This is a genomic window from Paraburkholderia unamae (assembly GCF_003268775.1).
In the GTDB taxonomy this organism is placed as follows: Bacteria; Pseudomonadota; Gammaproteobacteria; order Burkholderiales; family Burkholderiaceae; genus Paraburkholderia; species Paraburkholderia unamae.
In genome coordinates, this window is record NZ_QLSU01000002.1 from 254,185 (window position 1) to 268,281 (window position 14,097).

Consider the following 14,097-nt stretch of genomic DNA (forward strand, 5'->3'; position numbering starts at 1 on the left):
CTTCGGATAAATCACTGTCTGGGCAGAAAATGCACGGACACGAAATGGCAGGCCGGTGCACGCAGGCGCTTTCTTGCAGCGGCAACGGACTGCCCGAACAAGGAAACGGAATATGAACGCTTCCACCACGGTGCCCGCGCGGGCCGAACCCGCGCCGTTTTCCGGCGCGACACTGGCGCTCCTCACCGTCGGGCTCGCCCTCGGCACCTTCATGGAGGTGCTCGACACCTCGATCGCGAACGTGGCCGTGCCGACCATCTCGGGCAACCTGGGCGTGGCCAACAGCGAAGGCACGTGGGTCATCTCGTCATACTCGGTCGCCTCCGCGATTGCCGTGCCGCTCACCGGCTGGCTGGCGCGCCGGGTGGGCGAAGTGCGCCTCTTCACCCTGTCGGTGCTGCTCTTCACGGTGGCTTCGGCCTTGTGCGGGTTCGCCACGAACTTCGAGACGCTCATTGCGTTCCGCCTCGTGCAGGGCCTCGTGTCCGGGCCGATGGTGCCGCTCTCGCAGACCATCCTCATGCGCTCCTATCCCCCTGCCAAACGCGGCCTCGCGCTCGGGCTGTGGGCGATGACCGTGATCGTCGCGCCGATTTTCGGGCCGGTCATGGGCGGCTGGATCACCGACAACTACACATGGCCGTGGATCTTCTACATCAACGTGCCGATCGGTCTCTTCTCGGGCGTCTGCGCATATCTGCTTTTGCGCGGGCGCGAAACGAAAACGACGAAGCAGCGCATCGACGCCGTGGGCCTCGCGCTGCTCGTGATCGGGGTGTCGTGCCTGCAAATGGTGCTCGACCTCGGCAAGGACCGTGACTGGTTCAATTCGAAGTTCATCGTCACGCTCGCCATCGTCGCGGTGGTGGCGCTCGCGTTCATGCTCGCGTGGGAGGCCACGGAGAAAGACCCTGTAGTCGACCTCTCGCTCTTTCGCGATCGCAATTTCGCACTCGGCGCGATGATCATCTCGTTCGGCTTCATGGCCTTCTTCGGCTCGGTGGTGATTTTCCCGCTCTGGCTGCAAACGGTGATGGGCTACACGGCCGGGCTCGCGGGTCTCGCCACCGCGCCCGTGGGTTTGCTTGCGCTCGTGCTCTCGCCGCTCATCGGCCGCAACATGCACAGGCTCGATCTGCGCATGGTCGCGAGCTTCGCTTTCGTGGTGTTCGCGCTCGTCTCGCTCTGGAATTCCACGTTCACGCTCGACGTGCCGTTCGACCACGTGATCCTGCCGCGACTCGTGCAGGGCATAGGCGTGGCCTGCTTCTTCGTGCCGATGACCACCATTACGCTGTCGAGCATTTCCGACGAGCGTCTTGCGAGCGCCTCGGGCCTTTCGAACTTTTTGCGCACGCTGTCAGGCGCGATTGGCACTGCCGCGAGCACGACGTTCTGGGAAGACGCGGCGATCTATCACCATGCCGTGCTTTCGGAGTCGGTCAGCCCGTATTCGCAGAACACGATTGCCTACCAGGACGCGCTCAAGAACCTGGGGTATGCGGGCCAGAGCCTGACCGCGAAGCTCAACGATGTCGTGACGACACAGGGCTACATGATGGCCACCAACGACTTCTTCCGCATTTCCTGCGCGATGTTCGTGGTGCTGGCCGTGCTGGTGTGGGTGACAAAGCCGAAAAAAGGCGCGGGACCGGCAATGGGTCATTGACGGTCCCGCGAAAGACCTTGCGCGCGGGGGGGGGCGCGCAAGGTCGGGTGCAGCGTTACTGGCGTTGCGTGATGCCGCTCGTTTCGATCTCGACGCGGCGGTTTTTCGCGCGGCCTTCAGGCGTGGTGTTCGGCGCGACCGGATTCGAGAAGCCGTAGCCGTTCACTTCGTATTGGCCGGCGTGCAGGCCGTGCGACTGGAGGTAGCTGCGCACGGTCTGGGCGCGGCGCAGCGACAGGCGGTCGTTGTACGCCTTCGAACCGACCGAGTCGGTGTAGCCGCTGATCGCGACCGTGCCGATGTTCACGCCGTCGCTTTCCTGAATGAACTTGTCGAGCGTCTGCTTGCCGCCCGGCAGGAGATCGGCCTTGTCGAACGCGAAGTTGGCGTCCGCGTTCAGCGTGATCGTGCGCGGCTGAACGGCGGGCGGCGGAGGCGGCGGGGGCTGGACGACAGGCGCGGGGGCCGGTGCCTGCGGCGTCTGGCAGATGAACGTGATTTCACGCGGGTCGTCTTTGGGCGTGAACCCGGAAGCGGCGCGATCCACCGACGATACGCGCAGCGGCGTCTTGTCGCCGCAAACCTCGTTGACCTTGGCCATGCAGGTCCTGGAGCTTTCGAATACGCCGAGACACTGCACGCGGTACGCCTGTGTGCCATTCGCGAGCGTGACGACGTCGAGGTTGTAGGTGGGGCCCGAGGCGGTGGTGCAGCCGGCGGCCACGACGATTGCAGCGGCCATGGCACTGGCGGACAGGAGTCGCAGTTTCATTGTCGATTCGAGTTGTTGGTGACGGGGTGACGGCCCGCAACACGCCGGCCGTAGCGAGGCCACAATACGGGCACCCCGTTCCCTCCCTCAATCAGACAATGCCTAAATCGGCAATCGACATGATTCGAAATCCGTAATGTCAGCCGCAGGCGTTGGCCGCGAACCACGCACGGCCAACGTGTCCGGCACCGATCAATGCGCGCTGGAAGCGGGCTCGGCGACGGCCGCGCCGCTCACCCCGGCCGTGTCGCCACCCGAGCCGGTGGTGGTGTCGTCGGGCAGCGGCGCGTCGACGCCGGTGCGCACGAACTGCTTGAACGCCGCGCCCGCCGACCACGGGTTGGGCTTGCAGCCGAGCGAGCTGTCGCAGTGCGCCGCGAAGCCGATGGTGGCCGTGCCGTCGCTGCTGACGGCCTTCGTGATCTCATAGGCGAGCAGGCGTCTGCCGCCGCCCGGGCCCGACGTCTGGATCAGCGTGTCGGTCACGGTCTGCACTTCGTACTTCGAATGACTGCGCACCCAGTCCTCGGCACGTTTCCACCAGAGATCGCATTCGGTCTTGTTCGAGCAGGTGAGCGGCGCGGTCGCGATCTGCATGACGTCGGGGTTGACCTGGCCGTGCGACGCGCAGGCCGCAGCCGTCGCGCACAGCAGGATCGCAAGAATTCGTTTCATCGCGTGGGTTCCTCCCAGAGTGAGCCGCCTCACGCGGCCCGTGCGTTTTTTTGATGTTTACAGCGTCGTTCGCCCGGTGAGGTTGGCGCTGGCCCACGGCTGCGAGTCCGTTGCTGCCAGCCCATTGGCGCGCCCGGCAACGTGGCGCCTGTTACCTTGTTGGACCGCATTTGCGCACGGGTGTTGCGAGCAAATGCGGTGCCTGGGGCAAACGAGGTGGAGAAGGACGCGCGCGCCGCCGCGGCGGCGCCTCGCTCAAACGCTGAAGCGATTGAGCGTGTAGGCGCGGTAGGCGGCGACGAAAGCGTCGAACGAGCCGACTTCGTTGCGTTCGAGTTGCGCCTGTTCGTCGAGCGAGTCGCGAGCGAGCGCTTCGAATTGCGCCGTGGTCGCGGCGTCGAGCGGGTGCGCGAGGAATTGCGCCGCGTGACGCTCGCTTTGCGCGAGTGCGAATTGAAGGAAGGACTGCTTCGCATCGCGCATCGTTTGCAGCACGCGCGCCGAAGGCGTGAGCGAGGGGTCGTCGAGCTTCGCGCGCTGCGCCGCGAACGAGCGCATGTGCTCGTCGCCGCCGCGCGCCGCGTCGAGCGTGGCTGCCGCGCGTCCGATCTTTTCGAACAACTCTTCGGCCCAGTCGCGCAGCGGCACGTCCTGGCCGTCGCGCGCGAGCGTGAGGCCGGGACGGCGCCCTTCTTTCGTCACCAGGCCGAAGTTCGCATTCGATTCGGCGTAAGCGTCTTCGGGAAGGAAGGGGCTGTCGTCGAGCGCGCAGGCCAGCAGGTAGGCGTCGAGAAAACGTGCGGTTTCGAGCGAGATGCCGATGGGCTCGAACGGGTCGATGTCCATGCAGCGCACTTCGACGTACTGCACGCCGCGTGCCGCGAGCGCATGCAAGGGCCGCTCGCCCGGATGCGTCACGCGCTTGGGGCGGATCGTCGAATAGAACTCGTTTTCGATCTGCAACACGTTCGTGTTGATCTGCACCCACTCGCCGTCGCGATGCGTGCCGATTGCCTCGTAGGGCGGATAGGGCTGGCTCACGGCCTGCGCGAGCGCGTCGAGATAGCCGGCCAGCGTGTCGTAGTCGGCGCGCAACGCGGACTGCCCCGTCGTGTTCGAGTAGCCGAGGTCGCTCATGCGCAGGCTCGTGGCATACGGCAGATATAGCGTGTCGGCGTCGAAGGCTTCGAGCTTGTGTTCGTGGCCGCGCAGGAAGCGCGCATCGAGTGCGGGCGACGCGCCGAACAGGTACATCAGCAGCCAGTTCGTGCGGCGGAAATTGCGGATCAGCGCGAGGTAGCGCTCCGACTGGTAGTCGGTGAGCGTGGCCGTCGACTGATGATGCGCGTGCAGCACGCGCCACACGTCTTCGCTAAGCGAATAGTTGTAGTGGATGCCCGCGATGCACTGCATCGTGCGCCCGTAACGCAGCGCGAGGCCCATGCGGTACACGTACTTCAGCCGCCCGATGTTCGAGCTGCCGTAGCGTGCGATGGGAATGTCGTCGTCGGCCGCCGGAAGCAGGCCCGGCATCGACTCGTTCCAGAGCAGTTCGCCGTCGCGTGAGAGCACGGCATAGACGTAGCGATGCAGTTCGTCGAGCTTTTCGAGCGTGATGGACGCGTCCTGCTCGGCGGGCGTGATGATCTCGATCAACGCTTCCGAATAGTCGGTCGTGAGCGACGGATGCGTGAGCGCCGAGCCGAGCGCCGGCGCATGCGGCGTCATGGCGAGACGGCCGTCGCGCGTCACGCGCAGGCTTTCCTTTTCGATGCCGCGCAGACCGCGCGTGAGCGCGTCGCGATGTGGCCCGTCGCCCAGCACGGAAAGGCGCTGTGCGAGAACGTCGTTCGTGCGTGTAGAGGTCGTGTCTGACATTGAGGCAAGTCGGGCTCGGGCCGGCGGTGCGGTGCTGCGCGCGCTCGCCGGCCGGGATTCTTTTCGGTAGCGGGCACTTTAACATCTCGCCGGAAGACCTGCTTGGGGCTACCTCGGGCGGGGTTTCACCCTGCTCGCGCGCGGCTTTGCCGGGTTCGCCGCGCCCGGCCTCAGCCGCCGCGCGCCGCGCCCGCGCGGTCGGCGATTTCGTTCCACAAGTGCATGGCCGCGTACGCGCGCCAGGGGCGCCAGGCGTCGGTGCGCGTGCGCTGTTGCGTCGCGCGTACGAGCGCCGGATCGCGCGCCGCGATGGCCTGCATGAGCACGAGATCGGTGGCGGGCCACGCGTTCGCGTCGCGCCACGCGCGCATCGCGACGTATTCGACGGTCCACGGGCCGATGCCCGGCAAGGCGAGCAGCGCGGTGCGCATGGCGTCGAGGTCTTCGATGTTCCCGGCCGCCGGCTCGACGGCCTCGATTCGTCTGCTTTGGCGGCCTTGACGGCGGTCGGCCGAGTGCGTCGCGTCGTAGCCGCGTTCGATCACCACCGCGCCGCTCGCCACAGCTTGCGCGAAGCCCTGCAACGCGGCCACGCGCTTGCCCGGCATGCCGATGCCCGCGAGATCGGCGGCGGCGAGCGCGGCGGGCTTCGGAAAGCGCCACGCGGTACGCGCGTGCGGATGCCCTTCGATCGGTTCGCCCACGCGCTCGACGAGCCGCCCGACGATCGTGGTCGCCGCTTTCACGCTGACCTGCTGGCCGACGATCGCACGCACCACGAGCTCGAACCCCGACCATGCGCCGGGCACGCGCAGCCCCGGCGCCGCGGCGACGAGCGGCGCCAGCCACGGATCGGTGCGCAGATGCGCGACGATCGTGGCGGGATCGGCGTGCAGGTCGAACATGCGCGAGAGCGGCGCGGCGAGCGCGGCGGCGTGCGCGCTGACGGCGCCGTCGATCTGCACGACGAGACAATGCTTGCGGGCATGGCGGCGCACGGCGAGCGTGCCGCTCGCGCCGTTGAAGTCGATGGCGCGCAGCCATGCGCCGTCTTCCACGGCCTCGACGCCCGGCGTCGCGCGGCCGCCGAAGAAGCGCAGCACGCGCGGCCAGTCGTAGGGCGCGCGAAACGGCAGTTCGAGCGTGGCGCTCTGTGTTGGCGGTGGTTCGGGTTGCTGTCGGGTTTGCGGGGCGATGGCGCTCAAGCGGCGGTCTCCGGCGTGTTGGCGCGGCTCGGGGTGGTGCGGGCGGACTTGCCTGGCTGCGTGACGCTGGCGTTGGGCGCGGCGTCCGCGCGGATCTCGCCCGCGCGCGACTCGGCGTCGATCAACGCCGCCTTGCGCTCCAGCCCCCAGCGATAACCGGCGAGTGAGCCGCCCTTTTGCACGACGCGATGGCACGGAATCGCCAGCGCCACAGGGTTCGACGCGCAGGCGCTCGCGACGGCGCGCACCGCGCGCGGCGCACCGAGCGTCTCGGCAATCTGCGAATAACTGCGCGTTTCGCCGTAGGGAATGCGCTGGAGCGCGTCCCAGACGCGCTGCTGGAACGCCGTGGGGGCGATGTCGAGCGGCAGGTCGAAACGCTCGCGGCGGCCGTGCAGATACGCGTCGATCTGCGCGACGAACGGCGCGACGGCGGCCTGATCCTCGACGCAGTTCGCGTTTGCGAAATCCGTGGCGAGCGCGGCAGTGAGCGCTTGGGCGTCGTCGCCGAACGCGATCCGGCAGATGCCCTTCCCCGTGGCCGCGATAAGCACGAAGCCGAGCGGTGTGGGCGTGGCGGCATAGCGGATCGTCAGGCCCGCACCCTTGCGGCGATATGTGGAAGGCGCCATGCCGAGTTCGCCCGGCACGCTGTGATAGAGCCGCGACGACGAGCCGAAGCCCGCGTCGGCGCTGGCGCGGGTGACGTCGGCGCCCTCGCCCAGCGCGTCGCGCAGCACGGCGCCGCGACGCGCCGCCTGGTACTGGCGCGGCGAGACGCCCAGCACGCGCTTGAAGAGGCGTTGCAGGTGAAATGGGCTCAGATGCACGGCGTCGCCCAGTTGCGCGAGCGTGAGGTGCTGCTGCGGATCGGCGTCGAGGGCCGCGCAGGCGCGGCGCACGATCTCCAGTTCGCGCGGCAAGCCGCCGGGCCGGCAGCGCTTGCAATCGCGGTAGCCCGCGGCGCGCGCGGCGTCCGGGTCGGCGAAAAATTCGATGTTCTCGCGGCGCGGCAGCCGCGACGCGCAGGACGGGCGGCAGAACACGCCGGTCGTGCGCACGGCGTAGAAAAACGCGCCGTCGGCACGGGCGTCGCGTGCGGTGACGGCCTGCCAGCGCGCGGCATCGGTCGACCATTCGCTCCGCGGCGCGGCGGGCTGGGTGGATTGCATCGCGGGTTTCATCGGATCTTTCACCTGGGCTTTCAGATTCTGGACGGCGCTCATCTCACGACTCCTTGAGGTGCCTCTCTGCATGCCCTCACTGTACCGTCGCGCATCGACTGCGGCGCGCCGGATCTTGCGCTGTCATTGCCGCCGATTCCGCTGCCATCTGACGCTTTATCCAGCCCTTTTAGGGCCTGCGGTGAATCCCTGGTGGCGCGTTGCGCATTCCCGTGCGACAAAATAACGAAATTGCGGGTTTTCCCTTAAAAAGTTGTTGCGTCGCGTCAGGCGGCTGTGTATAGTGGTTCCTGTCTCCTCCATGTCTCCTCCTGATATGGATTAAGCCCGCTCACAGCAGCGGGCTTTTTTTCGTCCAGCGTTTGCGCTGCGCCCGACCTCTCCCGGTTTATCCGGCTATTCTCCGCCGGTTCCCTCCGTTTTGCCGTCCAAGCCCGCCCGAATGCCGTGCGTATGCGCGCGCGCCGCGCAGGCGCACGTCCATAGGTTCATCATGGAATGCCTTGCATGTCCTGGAGGACGCCATGCGGATCCAGATTCGCGAGATCGATCACGTCGTGATCCGGGCGGCCGATCCGGCCGCGATGAGGCGCTTTTATTGCGAGGTGCTCGGCTGTGAGCCCGAGCGCGAGCAAGGCGACCTCGGGCTCGTGCAGTTGCGCGCCGGGCGCTCGCTCATCGACCTGGTCACGATTGGCGGCCCGCTGGATCGCGGCGCGGGCGCACCGCCCGCCGGCGCCGACGGCAACATGGACCACCTTTGCCTGCGCGTCGAACCATTCGACGCCGAGGCGCTCACCGCGCATCTCACGCAACATGGCGCGCGGCCCGGCAATGCCGTCGAGCGTTATGGAGCCGAGGGTTTGGGGCCGTCGCTGTATCTGTTCGACCCGGAGGGCAACATGCTGGAGCTCAAGGGGCCGCCGCGCGCGTGAAGGTCCGCGCGCACGGCGCGTCCAGACGACGCCTAGACGTTTTCAGGCGCCTTGAACACGCTCCACTCGACCGCGACGGGCTCGGCGCTCGTATTGCCGATCCATGCTGCGCCGTCCTGCACCGTGCATTGCAGGCGCATGGTGCGTTCGGCCAGCGCGCCGAGCGATGCGGCGACGCCCTCGCCCAGCGACCACACGGTGACGTTGCGCAGGCGCTCGACCTTGCTGCGCACCCCTTGCCACCAGATATCGGACGTGCGGCCGCCGTAAGCGATCACGATGACTTCGTTGGCGCGGCCACTTGCCTTGGCGATGCGGCGTTCGTCGGGCTGGCCGACCTCGATCCACGTTTCGATCGCGCCCGTGTAGTCCTTGCACCAGAGGTCCGGTTCATCCGTATCGGACAGGCCCTTGCAGAATTCGAGCCGCTCGCTCGCGAACAGCGCGAAGGCGGCGATGCGGACCATCATGCGGTCGTCGGTTTCGGACGGATGGCGCGCGATCGTGAGCGCATGGTCGGCGTAATAGTGCCGGTCCATGTCCGCGATTTGCAGTTCTACTTTATAGATGGTCGATTTGAGTGCCATGCCGAATTCCGGGCGCGCGAAAGCCGCACATGATAGCGAAGTTTGGAGCAAACCACGTGCCGTACAACGCACGGGCCGCGCGCACGGCGAACCTGCGCGTGCGGCGCAATGCGGATAGTCTGACGCGAAAATGACGGTGGTTTGACAGCGGCGCGCGGCGCTTTACTTCACGTCGCGGCTGTGCGGGCAGCCATGCGAAGGGCCCGGCGCTCGCGCGTCGGGCCATTTTGCGAGGGGCGTATCGGAGGCGATGAGGGCGTTCCGGGCAGGCTCGCACGCGTGCATGCGCGCGTAATCCTTTGGCACACCCGCCGTGGCGTTATTGCTTGATAAAGCGGTCGTTGGTCCAGAGACCTTGCTGGTCGGTGTTGGCCGCGTTGACGAATTCGACGTCATGACCCACCACCTGAACGACGCGGAACGACTGGTTATCCGGTGTGGAAAGGCACTGGAATCCCGTGAAGTACTCCTGCATCTGCTGGTGCTCGCCAGCCTGCTCGTGCTGCGCGACCGCGTCGAGCTTGTCCTTCGAGAGGCAGCCATAGGAGCCGGGCTTGAACTGCACGGTTTGCTGCGGCTTGACGCTCGCATCCTGAGCTTGAGCGGCAACGGCGCAAGCCAGGCTTGCCGCCACGAGGACCATACCGGACAGCATTTTCATTTTTGCCTCCTGCGGGTTTTGACTCAGGTTAGCTATGTATTTAACTCTCACGTTTCACCCGCGTTTTTAAACATAGAAAACGGCTCAAAGACTGCAAGCCCGACTTGTGTGCGATCGCAACAGCAAGGAATTCACGCCGCGTAGCCGGGGACACCGCAATGCCGCGAGAAGCGGCGCCATTGCAAGTTTTGGAGCAGTCCGAAACGTCGATTAAAAGACCTGGCGTCTTGTACTACAAGGCGCTTACGGTTATAGCCGGAATAGGCCCGTTCGGCTTGCGATTACGGAATCGATTTAATGGTCGCCAAATGGGCAAATGACGCACCGCACCTAAAGTCGCTGACGGCGCGATCCAAACCCGGCGCATTAATGTGCTGAACGCAGAATAAAAACAATGCCAGGCGCGTTGGTGCATGCCATAGCCAGCGCCGCCGACACGCTTGCACACCGTCTGAGTTCGTGGATAAATCGGGCTTCCCAAAGGAGACCTCCATGACTCTCGCTCACTGGCTGCCGTTCGCGATCGCGTCGGCGATTCTCGTTGCCATTCCCGGACCCACCGTGCTGCTCGTCGTTTCGTACGCGCTGGGCCACGGCCGCCGCTATGCGCTGGCCACCACGGCCGGCGTCGCGCTTGGCGATTTCACGGCCATGACGGCTTCCATGCTCGGCCTCGGTGTGATCCTCGCAGCCTCCGCCACGTTGTTCTCGGTGCTCAAATGGGTGGGCGCGGCGTATCTGATCTACCTCGGCCTGAAACTCTGGCGCGCCCCCGTTAGCGAAGGCAATGAACCCGACACGTCCGAAACGCGCACCGGCCGCATCTTCGCGCATGCCTTCGCGGTGACGGCCCTCAACCCGAAGAGCATCATTTTCTTCGTCGCCTTCGTGCCGCAGTTCATCGATCCGCACATGGCCATCGCGCCGCAGATTGTCGTATTCGAAGCCACCTTCCTCGTGCTCGCATCGCTCAATGCGTTCGGCTATGCGCTGCTCGCGGCCGCGGCGCGCAAAGCCGTGCGCAGCCCGCGCGTGCAGCGCGCGGTCAATCGCACCGGCGGCACGCTGCTGATCGGCGCCGGCCTCTTCGCCGCCGCGTGGCGAAAGTCGGCGACATGAGCCGCGCATCACCCGGTTGTCGGTCGCTTTGGCGCGGGCAACCGTCCCTTCCGCGCGTTTCTCCACAAGCCCCGAAGTTTTCCCGCAGTTTTCCAGGCCTTATCCAGACCATCACCCCTACTTATCCAGGGGTTATTCACATCGATCGCCGGTGGTCCGTGCCGCGGCCTCCCGGCGCCCGGCATTCGCCTCTACAAGCAGGGTTGCGCGAGCGGGCACATGTATTGCGTCATCCCGGTTGTGATGGTTGGCGAACATTGTTTTGGCGCTTCTGAGCACGCCCAATGTGCAAACTGTCGCGTCGCGGCTACAATGCAACTGCAAGCCGCTTGACAACCAGGAGGTTATCGTGATCGAACACGTAATACTGGGCGCGTTTCTGGTCATCCCCCTCGTCATTGTCGTATTCCTGTTTTCCGACGAGATTCTCGAGGAACACCGACAGCGCGTACAAGCGGGGGACGGACATCACATGGACTGGCGGCATCCGCTGCGCAGCATCCTGCATCACTGAGCCGGACCGCACCTCGCGCGACTAAACGCACCGAAATGGCAGGGAGGCACTCGCGATGTCGAGTTCTCCTGGAAGCCGTACTTCGTGCCGCTGCTCGTGCTGATGGTGCTAGCCATCGCGCTCACGCCTCTTTGTCCGTCTGCCGGGCGGCGCAACAGCACGCCGCGCACACCGGAGGACGACACTCAGAACGGCACGCACGCACACTGACGGGACTCCCGGCAGAGCGTGCGCACCCGCACCGCGCGTAATTCGTCGTTACCACTTGCAGCACCTGTATCCGCCGATCAGGCTGACAATCCGTCGCATGTTTTCAAAGGTTCTCAGGGAGAACGAAATGCGAAAGATGGCAGCCGTTTTAGTGCTGGCGGGCTGTGCAGTTGCGGCCGGCCCCGCGAGCGCGCACGACCACGGCGGCGACGTGGTGGGTGCGCTGGTTGGCGGCGCGCTGATCGGCGCAGCCGTAGGCGCCGTGCTGAACAGTGGCCCGGCAGTGGCGTACCCGGCATACCCGGCGCAACCGGCCTATGTGGAGCAGCCGGCGCCTGTGTATGCGCAGCCCGCGCCGGTCTACGCCGCAGCCCCGCCGGGAGCGTGCTACGACCAGTATTCGGGCCGCTATGTGGCTTGCGCGCCGGCTCAACCCGCGCCGCTTCCGCCGCCGCAATACGATGACGGTTACGCGCAGCCCGGCTATGGGCAAGCGCCCGTCTATGCCCAGCCTGGCAGCGGCTGGTAAATCATGCAAAGGCACCATGCAAATGCGCGCCGTATCCGACACGGTGCAACACGGTGCGAGACGGTGCAACACGGCCGGCGCGCCCGCAGCGCCGACCGCGCTTCGTTCGCCTAGCTCGTCTGCTCGACGGGCGTCACGCGCAGGTTGAGGCGCTGCGTCAAGCGGACCACGCCGATTTCCACTTCCCGATCAATGCGCGAAGCGTCGAGCAGGCGCTGTAGCGCGTCGATGCCGTCCACCGGCGCGCCGTCGATCGTGACGACCGTGTCGTCCACGCGCAGGCCGCCGAGCGCCGCGGGACTGCCCTTGACGATCTCCATCACCCGCACGCCAGTCGTCGCACTCAGGTCGAAATAGCGCTGCACCTTGCGCGCGATCGGCACCGTGGTGCCGGCAATGCCGATGTAGGCGCGCCGCACGCGCCCATGCGCGAAAAGCTGCGTGATGACCCATTTCGCGGTGTCGATGGCCGTGGCGAAGCAGATGGCCTGCGCGCCTGGAATGATCGCCGTGTTCACGCCGATCACCTGACCGGCGGAATTGACGAGCGGCCCACCCGAATTGCCGGGGTTGAGCGCCGCGTCGGTCTGGATCACGTCGTAGATCAGGCGCCCCGACTCCGAGCGCAACGAACGGCCGAGCGCCGACACCACGCCTGTCGTCACCGTTTGCGCGAGCCCGAGCGGGCTGCCCACCGCAATCGCGACCTGCCCGACACGCAGCCCTGCCGAGTCGCCGAGTTGCGCGTGCGGCAATGCTTCGGAAGCGCCGATACGCAGCACGGCGAGGTCCGTGCTCGGGTCGTCGCCGACGAGGTCGGCCGCGTAGGTCGCGCCGTCAGCGAGCGTTACGCGTAGCTTGCTCGCGCCATGCACCACGTGGCTGTTCGTCAGCAGATAGCCGTCGGGCGTGAACAGGAAGCCCGAGCCGCTGCCGCCGCGCGCGGCGGCCTGGCCCGATGCGCGGCGCTCGACCGCGATGTAAGCCACGGCTGGCTGGACGCGCTCGAGCGCGCCGATCACGGTGCGTGAATAGGCGTCGAGGAGCGCGTCGTCGTCGATGCCGGGACGCTGGCCCGCGCCGTCGGATGGGACGCCGCGAGCCAGATCGTCAATGAAGGAAGGTCTTCTGCCCACGATCTGAATCTCCGAGAAAAGTGGGCTGTACATGCAGGGGCCGCAAGACGTTTTCAAGAGCGCGAGCCGGCGTGCCTCAAACGTTAACGATAGTCAAATCAGGGCACTAGTCGTTGCCGCGTGCGAGGCGTGCCGCGAGAATGATGTGGCGGCGACATCCCCTCGCGCCGCGCTGGAAGACGCAGTACAAGCTCTTGACCGCGGCCCCTGTCGCGGTCTTTTTTTGTCAGGTGGGCTGGGCCGCCCTGGCCGGCGCATCGAACATCCAGAAAGAAAGAAGCCCGCATGCGCGGGCGAATCCATGCTCGGGTGACATGGCGAGGTTAGCGGGTGAGATTCACGGTGCGAGGCGCCGGTGAATCGAATTCGTGAATCCGCAGGTCAGGCGGCGAGCGGCTCGGGCGTGTTCACGTCGACAGTGCGCTTGATCGCTTCGAGTTCGACCATGAGCGCGTCGATCGTCCTGAACTGGGCCGGCGTGATCTGGCCAAGATCGAGCAGCGCGGCAAGCCGCTTGTACCAGTAGTCGAATGAGAAAACGGCGGGTCTCGTGCCAGCCGATAATGAGGGCGCCATGGCGCGCGTAATGTGCGCGATTTCGTCGTCGATGAATTTCATGGTTGCCCCGTGCGATGGTCCAGCGTCTTTGCGAACCGTTTGCCGCCACTTTAGTGCGACGGCAGCGCCTGCGCAGCTATCACATCGGATAGGTCTTCAGACGAGTCTCGCGCAAGCCTTTCAATCAGCTTGTTACGGTCCCCTTAATGTCGCCAGCCGTGACCGTAATAGCCACCCACGCCAACCCCGATATCCACCGCAGGGGCGGCATAGTAGCCCGGCGCGTAGCCGTAGGCTGGCGCCGGTGCGTAGGCATAGGGCGGGGCCACGATGCAACCCGTGAGGCCCGCCGACAAGGCAACCATGGCAATCGCGCAGAACAGTGTTTTCATCGTCATTCTCCTGATGCGCTCGATTGTCGATGAGCGATGCGATGGAGAGGGTTTGGAATCGCAACGATGTGTG

15 protein-coding genes are annotated in these 14,097 nt (G+C 65.9%); 5 read left to right on the forward strand and 10 right to left on the reverse strand.

What is annotated here, in order from left to right:
• Positions 1-112 precede the first annotated feature (112 nt).
• Entirely contained in the window at positions 113-1,669 is a 1,557-nt protein-coding gene (locus C7401_RS03720) for a DHA2 family efflux MFS transporter permease subunit (RefSeq protein WP_112170001.1), read from the forward strand.
• Positions 1,670-1,724: 55 nt separating this feature from the next.
• Here the strand turns inward: C7401_RS03720 and C7401_RS03725 are convergent, their stop codons facing one another.
• The 5 genes from C7401_RS03725 to ada form a co-directional block, all read right to left on the reverse strand.
• Positions 1,725-2,441 (reverse strand): OmpA family protein, encoded by a 717-nt coding sequence (locus C7401_RS03725; RefSeq protein WP_112170002.1) that lies wholly within the window; start codon positions 2,439-2,441, stop codon positions 1,725-1,727.
• A 192-nt stretch (positions 2,442-2,633) separates the two neighbouring features.
• On the reverse strand, positions 2,634-3,116 hold the full coding sequence (locus tag C7401_RS03730; protein ID WP_112170003.1) for a hypothetical protein: 483 nt from the start codon (positions 3,114-3,116) through the stop codon (positions 2,634-2,636).
• A 255-nt stretch (positions 3,117-3,371) separates the two neighbouring features.
• Positions 3,372-4,994 carry a glutamate--cysteine ligase gene (gshA, locus tag C7401_RS03735; protein WP_112170004.1) on the reverse strand — a complete coding sequence of 541 codons (1,623 nt, stop codon included), beginning with the start codon at positions 4,992-4,994 and terminating at the stop codon, positions 3,372-3,374.
• A 170-nt stretch (positions 4,995-5,164) separates the two neighbouring features.
• Positions 5,165-6,190, reverse strand: coding sequence for a DNA-3-methyladenine glycosylase family protein (locus tag C7401_RS03740; RefSeq protein WP_112170287.1), 1,026 nt, complete (start codon positions 6,188-6,190; stop codon positions 5,165-5,167).
• Positions 6,191-6,195: 5 nt separating this feature from the next.
• A complete protein-coding gene (ada, locus tag C7401_RS03745) occupies positions 6,196-7,371 on the reverse strand; it encodes a bifunctional DNA-binding transcriptional regulator/O6-methylguanine-DNA methyltransferase Ada (protein WP_112170286.1) in 1,176 nt (391 codons plus the stop codon).
• A 536-nt stretch (positions 7,372-7,907) separates the two neighbouring features.
• Here ada and C7401_RS03750 point away from each other — a divergent pair.
• Positions 7,908-8,318 (forward strand): VOC family protein, encoded by a 411-nt coding sequence (locus C7401_RS03750; protein WP_112170005.1) that lies wholly within the window; start codon positions 7,908-7,910, stop codon positions 8,316-8,318.
• A gap of 32 nt (positions 8,319-8,350) precedes the next feature.
• Here the strand turns inward: C7401_RS03750 and C7401_RS03755 are convergent, their stop codons facing one another.
• Together C7401_RS03755 and sap1 are read right to left on the reverse strand one after the other, a co-directional pair.
• A complete protein-coding gene (locus C7401_RS03755) occupies positions 8,351-8,905 on the reverse strand; it encodes a YaeQ family protein (protein ID WP_112170006.1) in 555 nt (184 codons plus the stop codon).
• A 319-nt stretch (positions 8,906-9,224) separates the two neighbouring features.
• Positions 9,225-9,566 carry a surface attachment protein Sap1 gene (sap1, locus tag C7401_RS03760; RefSeq protein ID WP_112170007.1) on the reverse strand — a complete coding sequence of 114 codons (342 nt, stop codon included), beginning with the start codon at positions 9,564-9,566 and terminating at the stop codon, positions 9,225-9,227.
• A gap of 492 nt (positions 9,567-10,058) precedes the next feature.
• On the opposite strand from sap1, the gene C7401_RS03765 reads away from it, so the two are divergent.
• The 3 genes from C7401_RS03765 to C7401_RS03775 all read left to right on the forward strand — a co-directional run bounded on the left by C7401_RS03765 (position 10,059) and on the right by C7401_RS03775 (position 11,938).
• Complete coding sequence (locus tag C7401_RS03765; RefSeq protein ID WP_112170008.1) at positions 10,059-10,685, forward strand: LysE family translocator; 627 nt, start codon at positions 10,059-10,061, stop codon at positions 10,683-10,685.
• 349 nt (positions 10,686-11,034) lie between these two features.
• Positions 11,035-11,199 (forward strand): hypothetical protein, encoded by a 165-nt coding sequence (locus tag C7401_RS44825; protein ID WP_165841758.1) that lies wholly within the window; start codon positions 11,035-11,037, stop codon positions 11,197-11,199.
• 337 nt (positions 11,200-11,536) lie between these two features.
• Positions 11,537-11,938, forward strand: a complete 402-nt coding sequence (locus tag C7401_RS03775; RefSeq protein WP_112170010.1) for an ecotin precursor — start codon at positions 11,537-11,539, stop codon at positions 11,936-11,938.
• A gap of 110 nt (positions 11,939-12,048) precedes the next feature.
• Here the strand turns inward: C7401_RS03775 and C7401_RS03780 are convergent, their stop codons facing one another.
• The 3 genes from C7401_RS03780 to C7401_RS03790 all read right to left on the reverse strand — a co-directional run bounded on the left by C7401_RS03780 (position 12,049) and on the right by C7401_RS03790 (position 14,024).
• The gene (locus tag C7401_RS03780) at positions 12,049-13,074 is read right to left on the reverse strand and encodes a S1C family serine protease (RefSeq protein WP_112170288.1); all 1,026 of its coding nucleotides are present in this window, start codon (positions 13,072-13,074) and stop codon (positions 12,049-12,051) included.
• A 381-nt stretch (positions 13,075-13,455) separates the two neighbouring features.
• Positions 13,456-13,692: a hypothetical protein gene (locus C7401_RS03785; protein ID WP_112170011.1), complete on the reverse strand. Its 237-nt coding sequence runs from the start codon at positions 13,690-13,692 to the stop codon at positions 13,456-13,458.
• A 143-nt stretch (positions 13,693-13,835) separates the two neighbouring features.
• A complete protein-coding gene (locus C7401_RS03790) occupies positions 13,836-14,024 on the reverse strand; it encodes a hypothetical protein (RefSeq protein WP_112170289.1) in 189 nt (62 codons plus the stop codon).
• Positions 14,025-14,097: the final 73 nt, after the last annotated feature.